This is a genomic window from Arthrobacter sp. 754 (genome assembly GCF_040548695.1).
Taxonomy (GTDB): Bacteria; Actinomycetota; Actinomycetes; order Actinomycetales; family Micrococcaceae; genus Arthrobacter.
In genome coordinates, this window is record NZ_JBEPSC010000001.1 from 114,572 (window position 1) to 131,775 (window position 17,204).

Here is a 17,204-nt window from a genome sequence, read left to right on the forward strand (position 1 = left end):
GACGGCGTGTCGCGCCTGGTGGCGGCGCGTTTGGAACGAGTGGCAGACCACTACATGTAGTGGTCAGGGGCACATGGGGACGGGCCGCCGGACCCGGCTCAGCCCTGGGCCACCAGCTTGTCCCGGATCTCCCGGCGCAGGACTTTGCCAATGAGTGAACGTGGGAGGGAGTCGAGCACCACCACCCGGCGCGGAACCTTGTAGGCGGTGAGGTTCTCTCGGGCGAAGGCCAGGAGCGCCGCGGAATCAAGGGTGGTTCCGGGGCTGGGCACCACGGCGGCCACCACGTCTTCGCCGCCTCCAGGACGGGGCAGCCCGACGACGGAGACTTCCGAAACGCCCGGGAAGGCGGCTATGACGTCCTCCACCTCGCTCGGCGAGACGTTGAAGCCGCCCGTGATGATCAGTTCCTTGATCCGGTCCCGGATGGTGACGAAGTAGTCGTCGTCCACGGAGACGATGTCCCCGGTGCGGAACCAGCCGCCGTCGAGCAGTGCGTCCTCTGTCTCCTCGGGCCGGTTCCAGTAGCCGGAGAACACCTGGGGGCCGCGGATCAGGAGCTCCCCTTCCTCGCCCGGGGCCCGGTCCAGCGCGGTGTTCCTGGGATCCACCACCCGGATGTCGGTCAGCGGGAACGGAACGCCCACCGTCCCCGGCTTACGCGTGGGGCCGAAGGGGTTCCCGATCGCAATCGGGGACGTTTCGGTCAGCCCGTAGCCCTCGATCAGGTAGCCGCCCGTGGCTTTCTCCCAGGTCTCCACCGTGGCCGTCGGCAGGTTCATGGCGCCGGAGATGGAAAAGCGGATGCTTTCCAGCCCGATGCCGCGTTCGGCCGCGGCGGCGGCTATCCGGTCGTAGATGGGCGGCACGGCAGGCAGGAACGTTGCCGGTGACTTCCTGAACGCCTTCAGTACAAGGTCGACGTCGAACTTGGGAAACAGGACCAGCTTCGCGCCGATGCTCAACGCGAAGGTCATGCACAACGTCAGGCCGTAGGCGTGGAAGAGCGGCAGGACCGCGTACACGGTTTCCTTGCCTTCCTGGAGCCCCGGGACCCAGGCCCGGCCCTGCGCGGCGTTCGCCTGCAGATTGGCATGGCTGAGCATGGCAGCCTTGGGCGGCCCCGTGGTGCCGGAGGTGTACTGGAGGACTGCGAGGTCCTGGGCGGCGGGCCGGGGATGCTTCCTTTTGAGCTCTCCGGCGCCGAGCAGTTCCCGCCACGGCAGCACCGGCCGCACAGCCGGCGCCGGCTGTGCTTTCGTCTCCTGCTTGCTGACGGTGAGGGCGGCGCGGGCCTTCCGGGCGGCAGGAACCGGCAGCCGCAGCGCCAGCCGCTGCAACAGCGGCATCGCGGGAATCAGTTCCACCGAAACGATACTGCGGAGCCCGACGTCGGCCGGCAGATGGCGGACCCGCTCCAGTGCCTTGTCCCAGACAATTGCGATGGTTGCCCCGTGGTCCTCGAACAGGTGCCGCAGTTCGCGGTCCGTATAGAGGGGATTGTGTTCCACCACGACCGCCCCCAGGCGCAGCACGGCATGGAACGCGACGACGTGCTGCGGGCAGTTCGGCATGACGAGGGCAACCCTGTCCCCGGCCTTCACACCCAGTTTCTTCAGGCCTGCGGCAGCCCGGCTGATCTGTGTTCCGAGCTCGCGGTAGCTGGTCCGGGCGCCAAAGAACTCCAGGGCGGTCCTGGACCCGTACCGCCGTACCGACTGGTCGACGAGGTCCACCAGCGAACCCTCCGGGAGCGCCAGGCCGGCCGGGACCCCCGGGCCGTAGGACCGGGTCCAGGGGCGTTCACTCCACGGCTGCTCCGGCTGGGGAGCTGCGCCGTTCCCTGCATTGCCGCCAGGTGCTTTCCAGGTGGTTTTCCACTTCATGATCAGTCCTTTGCCACTGGAATCCGCCGGGGTCTGCGAACCATGGGCACGCCCGAATCACCCTACTAGAGCTGCGCCTCCCTGCGGTCCAGCACGATCTGCTGCACATCGAGGTAGCCGGACTGGAAACCTGCCCGCGAGTAGGCCAGGTAGAAAATCCACATCCGCTGGAACACGGCATCGAAGCCCAGCTCCCCCACTTCCTGCGAGCGCGCGATGAACCGTTCCTCCCAGAGCCGCAGGGTGGCCGCGTAGTGGTCGCCCATGCCCATCCGTTCCCGGACGCGGAGCGTGGTGTGCTGCTGGGTGACGCCCTCGATGGCCCGCACCGAGGGCAGGAACCCGCCCGGGAAGATGTACTTGTGCACCCAGGTGTAGGCGTTGCGGGTCGCCAGCATGCGGCCGTGCGGCATGGTGATGGCCTGGATGGCCACCTTCCCGCCCGGGGCCAGCACCCTGTCGATGGTCTGGAAGTAGATGGGCCAGTACTCATACCCCACGGCCTCGATCATCTCCACGGACACCACGGCGTCGAACTCGCCCTCCACCGCCCTGTAGTCCTGCAGGGCCACGGTGACCTGGCCGGCGTAGCCTGCGTCCGCGATGCGTTCCTGTGCCAGGGCCTGCTGTTCGCTGGAGAGCGTGACGCTGTAGACAGTGGCGCCCCTGGCTGCTGCGCGCAGGGCCAGTTCGCCCCACCCGGTGCCGATCTCCAGAAGGCGGGTGCCGCTACGGACGCCGGCCTTGTCCAGGAGCCTGTCGATCTTGGCCTGCTGGGCCTCGGCCAGTGCTTCCCAGGGCACCGAGTCCAGCGCGCCGTCGGCGAGCGGGAAGAGCGCGGACGAGTAGCTCATGGTCCCGTCCAGGAAGTTGGAAAAGAGCTCGTTGGAGAGGTCGTAGTGGCGCGAGATGTTGCTGCGGGTGTTCTGCTCGGCGTTCTGCTCGTGCCGCGGAGTCCGGGGCAGGTAAAGGGTCCGCAGTTGCTGGAGCGGTTTGGGGATCAGCGTGTCCACTGAGGCGGCGAAGACCTCCAGAACCGCCGCGAGATCGGATGCTTCCCAGTCGCCGGCCATGAAGGACTCGCCCAGCCCGATCAGGCCGTTGTCCCCGATCCTGGCCTCGAACGCCTCGGGCCGCACCATGGTCATCACGGGGGCATCGGGGCCGCCTGCGCCCACGACGGAGCCGTCCGGGTAGGCCACGATGACGGGCAGCCGGCGGAGGGCGGCTTTGAAAAGGAGCCCTGCGGCTTTGCCCGCCACCAGGGCTTTAGTTCCCGACGGCGGCTGGGCAACACCGGGCCACACTTCCGGATCGATGGTGGCGGGCGACGCCGGTACCCCGGCACCGTTTGGCACGTTCACCGGGTGCCGCGCTGCTGACTTCCCGGCTGTAACCTCTACAGCTGCAGCCGTTCCGTTCTCATCGGTCATAGTCATTGAACTGCCTCCTGTGAGGGGTGATGTGGCCTTTTGACGACGGGCAGGCGTCTTGCCCAGAGTTTAATGCCCTGTATCCGGATCAAAGCGGATACCAGCAGCGGCGCGGCCGGGACAGCCGCCGCCGCTGCCAGGATGTTCGGGACCGTGGCGGGGCGCCGGTCCCCGTCCATGGTGGCGACGAAGGGCCGGTGGCCCTCACGCTCCAGGACGATGGAAACTGAGAGCCGTTCCCGGGGTGCGGGCACTTTCATGCGGTATTGCCCGTCAACATCATTGAACGGTGAAACGTAGAACGCCTTGGGCACACTGGCGCGGCCGGCGGAATCCGTTTCAAGGACATAGCAGTGGCGTTCCCCGTACGTGTTATGGACTTCCGCGATGACGCACTGCAGATCCCCGGACTGCCGGTAGCACCAGAAAAGGGAGAGCGGGTTGAAGACGTGCCCGAACACCCGGGCACTGGTCAGCATCCGGATGGCACCGCCGTCGGGCTCTATCCCCCGGGTCCGCAGGAACCGTTCCACATTGCTGCGGATGCTGGCACCGGGATCTCCCAGGTGGTCGGCTGCCCTGAAGTCCGCAAGCGGCCGCAGCATCCGCGGGAGGACCGGGAGCCGGTCCACATCGACAAACCAGCTGTAGCTCCGGTAGGTGAAGGCGTTCTTCAGCGGGGTCTTGCGCACATGGGAGATGGAGGTGCGGTAGATGGCTGCAGTGAAGCTCATGTGCCCTCCGAGGCTGTCTGCAGTTCGGGCTCGGGTGACTGCAGTTCAGGGCCGTCCCAGCTCCGGCCCAGATGCGCGGCAGCCCGCACCCCGGACAGGGCACCGTCTTCGTGGAAGCCCCAACCCAGGTAGGCGCCGGCGTAGGCGATGCGGCTATCGCTCAGGGCAGCGATCCGCTGCTGCGCGCGCACTGACTCCGGGGTGTACTGCGGGTGCTCGTACACCATGCGCTCCAGGACCTGGTTCTCCCCGATCAGCTCGGACTCGCCCAGGCTCACCAGGTACGGCTTGCCGTCGGCGGGCTGCAGGCGCTGGAGCCTGGTGAGGTCGTAGCTGACCAGCACCTTGTCAGGGCGTGCGTCGCAGCCGGGAAGCCGGTAGTTCCAAGAGGCCTTGGCGTTGTCCGCGGCAGGAAGGACCGCCGGGTCCCGGTGGAAAACGGTGTGGTTGACGGAGTAGGGCATGCCGCCAAGGGCTTCCTTCTCGTCAAGGGTGGCATCGGCAAGGAAGCTGAGGGCCTGGGCGGGGTGGGTTGCGATGACCACGGCGTCGAAATCTTCGATCCCCTCGGCCGTGACAAGCTCAACACCAAGGGCATGGCGGCGGATGGCGGTCACGGGGCTGCTGCGCCTGATATCCGGCAACGTTGCCGCAAGCTTTTCCACGTACCTCTCCGACCCGCCCGTGACAGTCCGCCACTGCGGCGAACCCTTGACCCCCAGCATGCCGTGATGGCCGAGGAACGTGAAGAGGTAACGCGCGGGATATGCCAGCGCCGTGGTGGGGTCGCAGGACCAGACAGCGCTGACAACTGGGGTCATGAAATGGGAGATGAAGTACGGACTGAACCGCTCCCGGGCCAGGAATTCGCCGAGGGTCAGCTCCGCAGGGTCCGTGCCGGCCGCGGCGGCTGCCTCTGGAACCTGGATCAGGGCACGCGCCTTCCGGTAGAACCGCGTGACCTCCAGCAGCATCCGCAGGTAGCGTCCGCGCAACAGGCTGGAGGGGCGGGCGATGATCCCGCGGGCGCCGTCACGGGCACCGGCGTACTCCAGGCCGCAGCCGTCACAGCGGACGGACATGCTCATCTCGGAGTCCTGGGTCTGGACGCCCAGCTCGGAAAAAAGCCGCAGCAGGGTGGGGTACGTCCGCTCGTTATGGACGATGAAACCGGTGTCGATCCCCAGGACGCTGCCGTCCTGCTGCGGGACGGCGTGGGTGTGCGCGTGGCCGCCGAGCCTGCTGTCCGCCTCGAACAGGGTGACGTCGTCTTCCCTGTTCAGGACATAGGCGGCCGTCAGGCCGGCCACACCGCTTCCGATGACGGCAATGCGCCGGCTCGCGCCTCCACTCCAGGCTGGGTTTGCTGACAATTGTGCTCCTCTGCTGAACATCTGCCGTTGGTAAGTCAACGGCTATTCGGCACCGCCGGTCCGTTGGATGGGTGTGGATGCGGAGGAGCTTTTTCGGCGGCGACCGGGCAGAGTACTGTGGGCGGGTGGTAAATCCCGTGCATCTGAAGACGCTCCTTGAGGTTACCCGGCTGGGTTCGTTCGCTGCGGCCGCGGCGCGACTGGGGTACACGGCGTCGGCGGTCTCCCAGCAGATGTCCACGCTGGAACGGGAAACCGGCGTCGTCCTCTTCCAGCGGTCGGCCAAGAGCGTGGTTCCCACCGAGGCCGCCGTGGTCATGACCCGTCACGCGGCAAAGGTGCTGACCGACATCGAGGCCCTGATGGCCGCCGCGGCCAAAACCCACGACGCCGCCAGCGAGGAACTCAGGCTGGGAATCTTTCCCAGCCTGGCCACCTACGTACTCCCGCGCATCCTCAGGAATCCGGCCTGGAAGGACCTCGGCATCGACCTGAGGGTGTCCGTTGCGGAACCGGCCCTGACCATCCAGGGCCTGCGGACCGGCGGGGACCTTGATGTGGCTCTGGTCTTCCAGGTGGGCCAGTCCGGCCTGGCCTGGCCGCACACCATCAACCGGCAGTGGATCGGCGATGACGACTTCCGGGTGGTGCTGCCCGCGGGCTGGGGTTTCCGCAGCGACGCCAAGGTGGCCGCGGACCACCTGTCCGAACTGCCGTGGATCATGCACCATCCCGGGAGCCCCGACGCCGTCGTGATTGAACGCCTCTTCTCCAGCTGCAACCTCCATCCCCGCGTGGTGGCCCGCAGCGACGATTTCCATGCCAGCCTCGAAATGGCCGCCGCGGGGCTCGGCGCGGCACTGGTGCCGGAGCTGGCTTTGCGGAACCGGCCGGCCGGCGTCGTGGTGCTGGACGTCCCGGAGATCCGGCTCGCCCGGAACGTCTTCGCCCTGCTCATCAACGAGAAGAAGACCGCCCGGGTACAGCTGTTTGTGGACCTCCTCGCGGACACTCTGGCCAGTTCAGGGGCTGGAGGCAAATAGTCCCGAATGCTGGAATGCCGCGCTTTTGGGGTCTATGTTGAAAGTATGAACAGGGTAGCGAGCAGGCACTTTGGAGAGATCGAGCTCAACCACGGCAGGGATCACAACATCGCCGCGAAACACGAGCTGGGTGGCCAGACGCTGGAACTCGACCTGAACATCAACGCGCACGACCACTTCGATGAAGCGGCCATGCACAAGGTGGACTACCGCTTGCGTTTCCTGCCCGAGCTCGTCGATGAGGTGCGGCAGATGATCGCCGATGAGCTGGAGCAGGAAGGCAGCAGCCCGCAGGAATACCTGCAGTTCCACTGCAACGCGGTTAAGGACGAGCACCTGCGCAAGGTATTCGGCGTCGAGGACCGCAGCCAGCTCACCAACGACGTCTTCCTCAAGGCACTCAAGCTCGGCCACGTGGGCATCTACCCCGGCCAGCCCGAACGCTACTTCGTCCTGGATTTCACGCTCGGGTCCCACTTCACCGACGAGGTGCTGGTGGCTTCCGCCGACGAAGACGGCGTAGTCGACGACGAAATCCTCTGGGAGTCCTGAGGGTCCTTCTGCCCTGGCGCGTACTGCCCCGCCTGCGTCACCATGGAACTGCCATTTTTTTCCTGGCCTCCATATGAAGGACGGTGGGCACCATGGACGATATCCAGGCAGGCAGCAGCGGGACCGGCCGTTCGGCGGTCCTGAACCGAACACGGCCGCAAACGGTGGACAGACGCTCCTTGCGCCTGGCAGCGGTACTGCTCCTGGGCGGTGTCGTGGTTTCGGTGGCAGCCGGCCTGCTCCACGCCGAGTCGCATGACGCGAATGACCATGTGGCATCGTTCACCGCATACGCCGGCAGCGGCATCTGGACCGCCGCGCACCTGGGCCAGTTCATCGGCATGGCGCTGTTGAGCGCCGGGCTGATTGCCCTGTGGCGGGCCCTCAATATCCGGCATGGTGCCGCGGCCTGGTCAGCACGTTTCGGCGCGCTTTCGGCGGCTCTGGCCCTGGCACTTTACGGCGTGCTTCAGGCCGTCGACGGCGTGGCGCTCAAGCACGCGGTGGATGCCTGGGCGTCGGCTGCCGAGCCGGAGAAAGCGGTGCGCTTCGCCACCGCGGAGGGCATCCGCTGGCTCGAGTGGGGCATGCGGAGCTACCAGAGCTTCCTGCTGGGCACCGCCCTGGTCCTCCTGGGCATGGTCATCGCAGCCACCCGGCGGGTTTCCCGGTTCATCGGCTACCTGATGGCGTTGGCCGGGGTGGCTTACTGGGTCCAGGGCTGGATCATCGGTGCGGAAGGTTTCGCCGCGGCAAACGCCGTGCCAACGCTGGCGGGGATCATCCTGACTGTGGCCTGGACGGTCTGGCTGCTCATCAGTGCCTGGCGCAGGAACGAAAAGGCGGCCGGCCACCTGAGGTGACCGGCCGCCGTCGGGCGTGGTGCTTTGGTCTTACTTGGCGGTTTCGAGCAGTCCGGCGCGGACCGTCCTGGTGGCCTTGACCAGGTTGCGCAGGGACTCTTCGGTCTCGGCGTAGCCGCGGGTCTTCAGGCCGCAGTCCGGGTTGACCCAGAGCTGGCGGGACGGGACGTGCTTGACGGCGGTGGCCAGCAGCTCGGTGACTTCCTGCTCGCCCGGAACACGCGGCGAGTGGATGTCGTAGACGCCCGGACCCACGCCGCGGCCGAAGCCGTGGGACTCGAGGTCGTGGACAACCTCCATCCGGGAGCGGGCGGCTTCGATGGAGGTGACGTCGGCGTCGAGGCCGTCGATCGCGTCGATGATCACGCCGAATTCCGAGTAGCACAGGTGCGTGTGGATCTGCGTGGCGTCGGCGACGCCGGCGGTGGCCAGGCGGAAGGAATCCACAGACCATTTCAGGTACGCGGCGTGGTCTGCTTTCCGCAGGGGAAGCAGTTCACGCAGCGCCGGCTCGTCCACCTGGATGATCTTGATGCCTGCTGCTTCTAGGTCAGCGATCTCATCGCGCAGGGCCAGGCCCACCTGGTTGGCGGTCTCGCCCAGCGGCTGGTCATCGCGGACGAATGACCAGGCCAGGATGGTGACCGGACCGGTGAGCATGCCCTTCATCGGCTTGCCCGTCAGGGACTGGGCGTATTCGGCCCACTTCACCGTGATGGGCGCGCTGCGGGTGACGTCTCCCCACAGGATGGACGGGCGGGTGCAGCGTGAGCCGTATGACTGGACCCAGCCGTGCACCGTGACGTCGAAGCCCTCGAGGTTCTCGGCGAAGTACTGGACCATGTCATTGCGCTCGGGCTCGCCGTGCACCAGGACGTCGTAGCCGAGCTCTTCCTGCAGGTCCACAACGCGCTTGATCTCGTCCTTCATGAGCTGCTCGTACTGCTCATTGGTGAGGTCGCCCTTGTTGTTGCGGGCACGGGCGGACCGGATCTCGGCGGTCTGCGGGAAGGAGCCGATGGTGGTGGTGGGAAGCGGCGGCAGGTGCAGGGCTTCTTCCTGGGCTGCTTCGCGGACTTCGTAGGCTGAACGGCTGAAGTCACCCGCGGTCAGCGCCCCGGTGCGGGCGCGGACGTCGTCACGGCGGACGCCCTCAGCGGTGGCGCGCGCGGCGATGACGGCGGAAGCCTCGTCGATGGCTGCCTTGGCCGAGGCCGGATCCGCCAGGTAGGCGGCGAGGGTTGTGACTTCCACAGCCTTCTGGTCGGCGAACGCGAGCCAGCTGCGCAGCTGCTCGGAAAGCCGGGTCTCTTCGGTGACGTCGTGGGGGACGTGCTGCGTGGAGGTGGAGGTGCTGACGGTGACGCGGCCAGCGGCGGCCTTCAGTTCATCCAGCTTCGCGGCGGAGACGGCGAGGTCGTTGCGCCAGATGTTGTGGCCGTCAACGACGCCGGCAACCAGGGTCTTGTTGCCCAGGCCGGCGAGTGCCGCCGCGGAGGGCACCGCGCCCTTGAAGGCGTCGATGTGCAGGGCGTCGATGTTGGTGGCGGCGAGGGTTCCGAGCTGGCCGTCCAGGGCGCCGTAGGGGGTGGAGACGAGGATCTGCGGGCGGGTGGCGGTTCGGGAGAGGACTTCGTAGGCGCGGGCCACGGCAGCTTCGATTTCTGCGGCCGGGGTGTCCTGGTCAACAACCAGCGCGGGCTCGTCGAGCTGGATCCAGCTGGCTCCTGCAGCAGCGAGCTTCTCGAGCAGCTGAACGTAGACCGGAAGGACGTCCTCGAGGCGGGACAGCGGGGCGAAGCCGGCGGGGGCGTCGTCGGAAGCCTTGGAAAGCAGCAGGTACGTGACCGGGCCGACGATGTAGGGGCGCGTTTCGATGCCGTTGGCCAAGGCGAACTCGAATTCCTCAACGATGCGGTTGGAAGCCAGGCTGAATTCGGTCTCGGGGCCGATCTCCGGAACGAGGTAGTGGTAGTTGGTGTCGAACCACTTGGTCATTTCCAGCGGCTGCTGGTCCTTGGTGCCGCGGGCCAGGGTGAAGTATCCATCGATGTCCAGCTGGCCCTCGGCGTTGAGGAGGTTTCCGAAACGGGCGGGGACGGCGCCGAGGTGCGCGGTGGCGTCCAGTACCTGGTCGTAGTAGGAGAACGTGCCCGGAACGGCGGCGGCCTCGGTGAGGCCCAGTTCCTGCAGGCGCCTGGCGGTGGTCAGCTGGATGTCCTTGGCAGCGGCATCAAGCTCTGCGGAGTCGATCTTGCCGGCCCAGTAGGCTTCGACGGCCTTTTTGAGTTCGCGGCGACGGCCGATGCGCGGGTAGCCAAGCAGCGAGGCTGACGGGAACGGAGTGACGGAGAGGTTGTTTTCAGGCATGACAAAGTCCTTGGAGGTTGGTGAAGGCTTGGGAATGGTCTGGTGTGACTTACGAAGGGGTCAGCTGGCCAGTTGGCGCTGGAGGATCGCGGTGCGGCGGCCGGCGGAGCGGGAGTGGCGTGGCAGTGCCAGCTTGTCCAGAACCTCCAGGGCGCTCTGGTGTTCGTTGAACGTGTACAGGTGGATGCCCTGGGCACCGGCGTCGAGCGCTGCCTTGGCCAGGTCCACGGTGGCCCGGACGCCGATCCGGTGGCGGTCGGCGTCGGTGTCCGCAGCGGCCAGGCGGGCCAGCAGCTGCGGGTCCGGCTCAACGCCGCTGAGTTCGCCGAGCCGCTTCACCCGGCGGGGGCTGGTGAACGGCATGATGCCCGGGATGATGGGGATGGTGACCCCGGCGCGGCGGGCCCTGCTGAGCAGGTCCGCGTACTGGTCCGTGTGGAAGAAGACCTGGGTGATGGCAAAGTCGGCGCCGGAGCGCTGCTTGGCCAGCAGCACCTCGACGTCGTGGTCCTCGCTGGGAGATTCCGGGTGCCTCGTGGGGTAGGCAGCCACGCCGACGGCGATCTTGCCGGCGCACAGCAGGGCTGAACGCCGCTGCTCAACACGGCGGATGAGCTCGATCAGGTCCTGTGCATACCGCAGCGAACCGGGAACCGGCGGTGTTCCGTCCTGGGGCCGGTCGCCGCGGAGGGCAAGGATGCCCCGCACGCCGGTGTCCAGCAGGTCCCCGATGATCTCCGCCAGTTCCTGCGGCGTGTTGCCGACGCAGGTCAGGTGGGCCAGGGGTCGGAGCGTGGTTTCGAGGAGGAGCCGGTTGATGAGTTCGACGGCGGTGTCGCGGTTGGAGCCGCTGGCACCATAGGTGACGGAGACGTAGTCCGGGTCCGTGGTTTCGAGTTCCCGGATGGTGTTCCACAGAGACTCGGCTGCCGCCGGCGACCGGGGCGGGAAGAGCTCATAGGAGAGCGCCACAGGGGCGGTGGTTTCGGAAAGATCCGGATGTGATTCGATAAGGCTTGGCGGTGACATTTGCGTCCTTGGCTTTGGGCCATTGGGGGCTGACGTCAGCAGATGTGACGGCAGGGCCGGCAATGAATTTGAGTTTGGGGAACACGGAAGAACTCCACAAGGACGCAGCCGCGACTGTTACGCCTGGAATGAAGTTGTCCGTGAGCAAATGTCAGGCCCACATGGGGGCACCCACACCCTCCAGAGCGGAGGATCGCTGACACGTTACCTCGGTAACTTGTATAGAACTCTAGGAGGCCGAGCGGCAGGGTTCAAGTCGCGGCCGAATTAAGACGCAGCTTTACGGCCCGTTTCGCAGCCGGACAGAACATTCTTCGCTGTTCGCCGCTACCACGGGCGGTCAGGGCCGGCCCCGTAGCCGTCATCGCGCAGGTACTCGTCCCGCTCCTGCCCCGTATTGCGCTCCCGCTGGGCTTCCCGTGAACTGTCCTGGAGCTGGTCCAGCTGGGTCTCCCGGGCGGGATCGGCAGGCTGGTCGGTCTTCCCCTCTGCCGGCGGCGGCGTGGCGTCACCGGCAGCGGCGTCGGCCGCCTTCTGCCTGAGCCGCCCGGCGGCCTGATCCAGCTGCTGACCCGCACCTGTGTCTGCTCCGCCGGATCCGCCTTCGGTAAAGCAGCCCGGCGGCGCACCGTCCACCACAGCGAGGCCCTCGGCGAAGAGCCTGGCGGCCGCCGTCGTGTCTTCCGCCTCGGCCCGCTCGTCGCCGAGGTGTTCGATGCTGAGCACCAGGTTGACCCGGATCACGCAACTGTCGGCCGGGCCCGCAAGCGGGAGTGCCTCTTCGAAGCGCTGGCGGGCTCCGGCGAAGTCCCCGGCGAGGACCAGGCTGTCCCCATCGGCGAACGGCGCCTTGTGCGGCTCAACAAGGTTGGCGATGCCCAGGCCGGCCGCGGCGTCCGCCACCGCCGCCGCGTCGCCGGCAGCGAAGCCCCGGTCAGCCGCGCCGGCGAGGATGCCCACGCTGAGCAGCTTGGCCGCAATGCACAGGAGAAGGATGACAGGCAGCGCAGACCAGAGGAGCAGCCGGCGCCGGAGCGTTGACCGGTCCCCCGGCCCCTCGATGGCACGCCGCGTCACGTCCGGGCCCCTTCCTGGGGCCGGAGCCGGCGCCACTGACGCACCAGCAGGGACGTCTCCCGCAGGCCCAGAAGGAACGCTGCAAGGGCGAAGATCCAGTACAGCTCCGTCCTTCCGCCCAGGCCGGTGTCATCCGGCGAGCGCTGCAAATCCCCCGGGTCCGCCTGCTGCATCATGGCCGCCACCAGGTCCCCGGCGGAACGGTGCACATACGGAACACCCAGCCCGGCGGCGATCCCGCGCAAGCGGCCTTCATCAATGATGGACACCGCGTCCCGGGCGCCTCCCGACGAGCGGTCCTGAACGTAACCGTTGCCCCTCACATCGCCGCCCGGACGCTGCCCGGGGTCCTTCATCCGGCCGCCCTCCTGGGTGCCGAAGCCCAGCACCGCACCGCCGTCGACCAGGCCGCCGTCGACCTTCAGTGCCTCCGGTGGCTTGCCGCTGGTCTGCTCACCGTCGCCCAGGTAGTAGACCAGCCGGGGCCGTTCCGGATGGCCTGCCCGCGCCGCCTTCAGGCGTTCGGCCAGCAGTTCTCCGGCGATAGTGACGCTGCTGCCCTTGGAATACGCGGTCACCTGCGGTTCCAGGACGGAGACCATGGTCTCCAGGGCCGTAGTGTCAGTGGTCAGCGGCATCCGCACCACGGCGTTGCTGTCAAACGTCAGGACAGAGAAGCGGGCCCCGGGAAGTGCAGCCGCGATGGCCATGATGTCCTGGCGGACCCCGTCCAGCCGGGGCGAGCCATTGCCGTAGTCTTCGGCGACGATGCTGGTGGTGGTGTCCACGACGAAGAAGACGTTCAGGTCTGACGAGGCCCCCTGGGCGCTTCCCCCCGGGAAACCTGGACGGAGCGCCGCTGCGATGATGAGCAGGACCAGCGCGGAGCGGAACAGCCACTCACGCAACGGCCCGGACGAACGGTCGCGGGCCGAACGGAACACCCGCCAGCCCAGAAAGAGAATCGCCAGCGCGACGGCCGGGGCAAGGAGCCACCACGGCAGGATTGGCTGAAGCGTCATGGCCTCAGCCTCCAGGACGCGCCCACCAGCACCAGCCCCGACAGGAGTGCCAGCGCGAGGGGCAGCTCAGGCCGGTCAGAGATGACAGCCCGGGCCGCACCCTGCAGCGTGGCTGCTTCCGTCTCCTGTACGGTCCGGACGATGCCCGTGACGGCGTCGGGGCTGTCCAACGCATAGTAGGCACCGCCGCTGGCTTCGGCTACCGCGCGGAGCCTTGCCCCGGGCTGGCCGGGCCCGGTTCCATAGTCCAGGTCGCCGGGATTCAGCGCGTACACCTTCACGCCGCGTTCCTCCGCCAGGGCACCCGCCTGCTCCAGGGTGAAGATGGGGTCGCCGGAAAGGTAGTTGTCCGTCGCCAGGACAACGGACCGAGGCCGCCGCCGGCCGGAGTCCGCGCTGTCCGTGCCGGTCTGCGGGCCGGAGTCCGTGCCGGGCTTTCCGGCGGGGAATCCGTTCACGCAGGAGGCCAGGCCGTCGCCGATCAGCGAGGAACCGCGGCCGCCCCACGTGCCGTCCAGGAAACCAGCGCTCCCGGGCTCTCCGTCAAAGGCATCGCGGGCCAGTGCGAGCTGTTCCTCCACGTATTCGTAGTCGTCCGTGAGCGGGAAGACCTGCACGGCGGTGCTGTCGAAGACGGTGAGGCCAATGCGTTCGCCGTCGAATTCCTTCGCCAGCCGGGCAAACACCTCCACGACGGCGGAGTCGGCGCTGCTCATCGAGCCGGAGGCGTCCAGGCACAGCATGATGTCCCGGTTGCGCTGTTCCGGCCGGCTCGTGGTCAGTTCCACGGGGCGCGCGGCCGCGGCCACTGAGGAAATCATCAGGGCCGCTCCTGCGAGCGCCGCGGTTGCCAGCCAGCGGCGGTGCCGGCGGAGGGCAGCCTGGTACTCGGGAAGGGCGGTGAGCCGGTCCGCGTTGGCAACCGGCCGCCGTCGTCCGTTTCCGCCGGGACGGGGCCGGAGGGCAAACCAGCCGGCAGCTGCGGCAATGACCAGCGCCACTGGCACGAGCCACCAGAACATCAGCTCCATTCCCGCACCGCCCGGCGCGCGGTCTCGGCTGAATCGGCGACAGCCGGCAACGGTTCCAGGCCGAACTCGCCCGGGTAGATCCTGCCGACAGCCTCGGCAGTTGCGGGGAGCGGGTGCCCGTGCAGCTCTGCGAGGGTCATCCGCGGGGCATCCACCCCGGTGACGTCGCGGGCGAACTTGCGGACCAGCAGGCTCAGTTCCCGGTGCGATTCACGGGTGGTCAGCTGCCCGGCGGCGGCGCCGGCGCTCACGGCGTCGATGCGTTGGAGGTACGCCTGTTTCAGGGCGGCAAGGTCCGACGGCGGCGTGAACCGGGGCCGGGGCGCCGGAGCCCGGCGCCGGCCGGTGCTGAAGAGAACGAAGGCGTACCAGCCCAGCACCACGGCCAGGAGGGCGAGCCCTGCCCATATCCAGCCCTGGCTGTACTGGAGGGGTCCGTAGAAGCCCTGGTCATCCTGCACGCCGGTGCCTTTCCAGGAGGGCGAACAGTTCGGCCATGACGCCGGCGCTGCCGGTCACGTGGCCTTCGGTGATGCCGGCCCGCCGGAACATGGCGTACCGGCTGGCGTCGCGCTCCCCGGCAGCCCTGGCGTATGCCGCGGCCACGTCCGGCGATGCTGCCAGGTGCCCCAACAGCAGTGCGGAATCTGCCACACTGAACGCGTCCTGGCCGGTGTGGCGTTCCCCCACCAGGTCGGCGTCCCGGATGGTCAGCCAAAGGATTTCATGCTGGGCGCGCAGCCGCCGCAGCAGCTGTTCGGTGCCCGGGAACCCGGCCCGTTCATCAGCCACCACGAACAGCAGGTACCGGCCCTTGACGGTGCGGGCCACGTGCTCCAGCTGCTCATCAATCCTGCTCGGGCCCGAATCCAGCCCCGTGGACGAGTCAACCTCACGGAGGAGCCGTTCCAGGTGCGCCTCCCCCGATTTTGCCGGGATGGCGCGGCTGCCGTTCGCGTCGCCGCAGACCAGTCCCACCACGTCGCCGTGCCTGTGGGCGAGATACCCCACAACACCCAGCGCCATGACGGCGATGTCCTTCTTGGTTTCACCGTCCCGGGATTCCGCAGCCATGTTCCGGCCGGTATCGGCAATAAGCAGGACCGTCTGCCGGCGCACTGCCACATACCGTTTGATCAGGGGTGAGCCGTGCCGGGCGGTAGCTTTCCAGTCGATGTCGCGGACCTCGTCGCCGGGGACGTAGGCGCGCAGGTCATCAAAGTCGAGGCTGCGGCCACGGAAAACTGAACCGTACTCGCCGTCGAGCATTCCACGGGCTCTCCGGTGGGCGAAGATGGCCATCTTCGCCCTGACGCGCTGGAGCAGGCTTGCCACGCCGGCTCAGGGAGTCTGGACGGACGCCACGATGGCGTCGATGATGGTTTCCACCGGCACCTGTTCGGCCACTGCCTCGAAGCCCAGGATGAGCCGGTGCCGCAGCACCCGGTGTGCAAGGGATTTCACGTCCTCCGGGATCACGTGGTCGCGGCCGTTGATGAGCGCGACTGCCCGGGCCGCCTGGCTGAAGGCAATGCTGGCGCGGGGGCTGGCGCCGAACTCGATGAAGCCGGCCAGGCGCCGGTCAATGTATTGCCCGGCATTGCGGGTGACAAACACCAGTCCCACGATGTAGTTGATGATGGCCGGATCGATGTAGATCCGCCTCACCAACTCCTGGACGCCTGAGACGGCATCCAGTGACACTGCCGCCGCGGGGATCTGCCCGGGGGTGAAGACGCCGGCATCAATGCGCCGGATGATCTCCGCTTCCTCCGCCGGTGACGGGTAGTCCAGGACATCCTTGAGCATGAACCGGTCCATCTGTGCCTCGGGAAGCTGGTAGGTGCCTTCCTGCTCGATCGGGTTCTGCGTTGCGAGCACCAGGAAGGGCGAGGGGAGCTTGTACTCCTGCCCACCGATGGAGGTCTGACGCTCCTGCATGGCCTCGAGCATGGCGCTCTGGGTTTTCGCGCTGGAGCGGTTGATCTCATCCAGCAGCACGATGTTGGCATGCACCGGGCCAAGCCGGGTGATGAACGTGCCCTTGGCGGCGTCGTAGATCTGCGTGCCCACGATGTCGCTGGGCAACAGGTCCGGGGTGCACTGGATCCGGCGGAACTCGGCGCTGACAGCCTCGGCGACCGTCTGGGCTGCTGTGGTCTTGGCCAGTCCGGGCACGCTCTCCAGAAGGATGTGCCCGCCCGTCATGAGGCCAACAAGCAACGACTCACGGAGGCGCACCTGGCCCACCACTTTGGCATCGAAGCTGCGTGAAATGTTCGCCACCACCTGCTGTGCGCGGGCCAGTTCCGCCGGTTCCATACGCGCGGGCGCACTGGTCTGAAGCACTGGATTCCCCCTGATGGCTGCTGCACGGTGGCCGGTACACGGACGGTGTTGCCCGGCTGCACCATGTCCGCCATCCTATCCAAGCCAGTAGCTTCACCGCCCGCAATGGGGACCCCTCCCCATCGGGGGTCCCGCAGGTCTATCCTTTTGCCATGAGCGAGCTTCCAGCCAGTTACAAGCAGTTTCTCGCCGACAAAAGCGAGAGCTTCGTCCTTGCCGTAAAGCCTGTGCTGCAGCAGTCGGCTGCTGACCAGAGCCACGGTGTCCGGGTCACCTACAACGTGGGTCCCACCGGCCATCAGGCCCACCTCGACGACACCCTTCCCTACGGAGTGGTGGTGGAGGACATCGACTGATGGTCCTGGCGGCGCTGCTGGCACTGCCGGCTCTGCTGGCGCTGCTGGCCCTGCCGGCGCTCCACCCGGGGTCCGGGTTCGGCATC

16 protein-coding genes are annotated in these 17,204 nt (G+C 67.4%); 4 read left to right on the forward strand and 12 right to left on the reverse strand.

The window, feature by feature from the left end; all coding sequences use genetic code 11:
- Positions 1-98 precede the first annotated feature (98 nt).
- The 4 genes from ABIA70_RS00570 to ABIA70_RS00585 all read right to left on the reverse strand — a co-directional run bounded on the left by ABIA70_RS00570 (position 99) and on the right by ABIA70_RS00585 (position 5,426).
- On the reverse strand, positions 99-1,886 hold the full coding sequence (locus ABIA70_RS00570) for a long-chain-fatty-acid--CoA ligase (protein WP_354145694.1): 1,788 nt from the start codon (positions 1,884-1,886) through the stop codon (positions 99-101).
- 65 nt (positions 1,887-1,951) lie between these two features.
- Positions 1,952-3,325, reverse strand: coding sequence for a class I SAM-dependent methyltransferase (locus ABIA70_RS00575; RefSeq protein ID WP_354145695.1), 1,374 nt, complete (start codon positions 3,323-3,325; stop codon positions 1,952-1,954).
- On the reverse strand, positions 3,322-4,053 hold the full coding sequence (locus ABIA70_RS00580) for a DUF1365 domain-containing protein (protein ID WP_354145696.1): 732 nt from the start codon (positions 4,051-4,053) through the stop codon (positions 3,322-3,324). Before ABIA70_RS00580 ends, ABIA70_RS00575 begins: the two co-directional genes overlap by 4 nt.
- Positions 4,050-5,426, reverse strand: coding sequence for an NAD(P)/FAD-dependent oxidoreductase (locus ABIA70_RS00585; RefSeq protein WP_354145697.1), 1,377 nt, complete (start codon positions 5,424-5,426; stop codon positions 4,050-4,052). The genes ABIA70_RS00580 and ABIA70_RS00585 overlap by 4 nt, the downstream gene beginning before the upstream one ends.
- 125 nt (positions 5,427-5,551) lie before the next feature.
- Between ABIA70_RS00585 and ABIA70_RS00590 the strand changes: the two genes are divergently transcribed.
- The 3 genes from ABIA70_RS00590 (at position 5,552) to ABIA70_RS00600 (ending at position 7,884) form a co-directional block, all read left to right on the forward strand.
- Positions 5,552-6,469 (forward strand): LysR family transcriptional regulator, encoded by a 918-nt coding sequence (locus ABIA70_RS00590; protein ID WP_354145698.1) that lies wholly within the window; start codon positions 5,552-5,554, stop codon positions 6,467-6,469.
- 45 nt (positions 6,470-6,514) lie between these two features.
- Positions 6,515-7,021 carry a DUF2004 domain-containing protein gene (locus ABIA70_RS00595; RefSeq protein WP_354145699.1) on the forward strand — a complete coding sequence of 169 codons (507 nt, stop codon included), beginning with the start codon at positions 6,515-6,517 and terminating at the stop codon, positions 7,019-7,021.
- A gap of 92 nt (positions 7,022-7,113) precedes the next feature.
- A complete protein-coding gene (locus tag ABIA70_RS00600; RefSeq protein ID WP_354145700.1) occupies positions 7,114-7,884 on the forward strand; it encodes a DUF4386 family protein in 771 nt (256 codons plus the stop codon).
- A 30-nt stretch (positions 7,885-7,914) separates the two neighbouring features.
- On the opposite strand, the gene metE is transcribed toward ABIA70_RS00600, so the two are convergent.
- From metE to ABIA70_RS00640, 8 genes are all read right to left on the reverse strand, one after another.
- Positions 7,915-10,254 (reverse strand): 5-methyltetrahydropteroyltriglutamate--homocysteine S-methyltransferase, encoded by a 2,340-nt coding sequence (gene metE / locus ABIA70_RS00605; protein ID WP_354145701.1) that lies wholly within the window; start codon positions 10,252-10,254, stop codon positions 7,915-7,917.
- A 60-nt stretch (positions 10,255-10,314) separates the two neighbouring features.
- Positions 10,315-11,283, reverse strand: coding sequence for a methylenetetrahydrofolate reductase (locus tag ABIA70_RS00610; RefSeq protein WP_354145702.1), 969 nt, complete (start codon positions 11,281-11,283; stop codon positions 10,315-10,317).
- 327 nt (positions 11,284-11,610) lie between these two features.
- The gene (locus tag ABIA70_RS00615; RefSeq protein ID WP_354145703.1) at positions 11,611-12,360 is read right to left on the reverse strand and encodes a hypothetical protein; all 750 of its coding nucleotides are present in this window, start codon (positions 12,358-12,360) and stop codon (positions 11,611-11,613) included.
- Positions 12,357-13,382: a VWA domain-containing protein gene (locus tag ABIA70_RS00620; RefSeq protein ID WP_354145704.1), complete on the reverse strand. Its 1,026-nt coding sequence runs from the start codon at positions 13,380-13,382 to the stop codon at positions 12,357-12,359. The genes ABIA70_RS00615 and ABIA70_RS00620 overlap by 4 nt, the downstream gene beginning before the upstream one ends.
- The gene (locus tag ABIA70_RS00625) at positions 13,379-14,413 is read right to left on the reverse strand and encodes a vWA domain-containing protein (protein ID WP_354145705.1); all 1,035 of its coding nucleotides are present in this window, start codon (positions 14,411-14,413) and stop codon (positions 13,379-13,381) included. Before ABIA70_RS00625 ends, ABIA70_RS00620 begins: the two co-directional genes overlap by 4 nt.
- On the reverse strand, positions 14,404-14,874 hold the full coding sequence (locus ABIA70_RS00630) for a hypothetical protein (RefSeq protein ID WP_354145706.1): 471 nt from the start codon (positions 14,872-14,874) through the stop codon (positions 14,404-14,406). Before ABIA70_RS00630 ends, ABIA70_RS00625 begins: the two co-directional genes overlap by 10 nt.
- Positions 14,864-15,748 (reverse strand): DUF58 domain-containing protein, encoded by an 885-nt coding sequence (locus ABIA70_RS00635; protein ID WP_354145707.1) that lies wholly within the window; start codon positions 15,746-15,748, stop codon positions 14,864-14,866. The genes ABIA70_RS00630 and ABIA70_RS00635 overlap by 11 nt, the downstream gene beginning before the upstream one ends.
- 6 nt (positions 15,749-15,754) lie before the next feature.
- Positions 15,755-16,762: an AAA family ATPase gene (locus tag ABIA70_RS00640; RefSeq protein ID WP_354145708.1), complete on the reverse strand. Its 1,008-nt coding sequence runs from the start codon at positions 16,760-16,762 to the stop codon at positions 15,755-15,757.
- 152 nt (positions 16,763-16,914) lie between these two features.
- On the opposite strand from ABIA70_RS00640, the gene ABIA70_RS00645 reads away from it, so the two are divergent.
- Positions 16,915-17,118: a hypothetical protein gene (locus ABIA70_RS00645; protein ID WP_354145709.1), complete on the forward strand. Its 204-nt coding sequence runs from the start codon at positions 16,915-16,917 to the stop codon at positions 17,116-17,118.
- Positions 17,119-17,204 lie beyond the last annotated feature (86 nt).

Coding starts and splice junctions, on each gene's coding strand:
- ABIA70_RS00595 (WP_354145699.1), top strand. CDS start 6,515: ATGAACAGGGTAGCGAGCAGGCACTTTGGAGAGATCGAGCTCAACCAC.
- ABIA70_RS00570 (WP_354145694.1), bottom strand. CDS start 1,886: ATGAAGTGGAAAACCACCTGGAAAGCACCTGGCGGCAATGCAGGGAAC.
- ABIA70_RS00580 (WP_354145696.1), bottom strand. CDS start 4,053: ATGAGCTTCACTGCAGCCATCTACCGCACCTCCATCTCCCATGTGCGC.
- ABIA70_RS00620 (WP_354145704.1), bottom strand. CDS start 13,382: ATGACGCTTCAGCCAATCCTGCCGTGGTGGCTCCTTGCCCCGGCCGTC.
- ABIA70_RS00645 (WP_354145709.1), top strand. CDS start 16,915: ATGAGCGAGCTTCCAGCCAGTTACAAGCAGTTTCTCGCCGACAAAAGC.
- ABIA70_RS00575 (WP_354145695.1), bottom strand. CDS start 3,325: ATGACTATGACCGATGAGAACGGAACGGCTGCAGCTGTAGAGGTTACA.
- ABIA70_RS00625 (WP_354145705.1), bottom strand. CDS start 14,413: ATGGAGCTGATGTTCTGGTGGCTCGTGCCAGTGGCGCTGGTCATTGCC.
- ABIA70_RS00610 (WP_354145702.1), bottom strand. CDS start 11,283: ATGTCACCGCCAAGCCTTATCGAATCACATCCGGATCTTTCCGAAACC.
- metE (WP_354145701.1), bottom strand. CDS start 10,254: ATGCCTGAAAACAACCTCTCCGTCACTCCGTTCCCGTCAGCCTCGCTG.
- ABIA70_RS00600 (WP_354145700.1), top strand. CDS start 7,114: ATGGACGATATCCAGGCAGGCAGCAGCGGGACCGGCCGTTCGGCGGTC.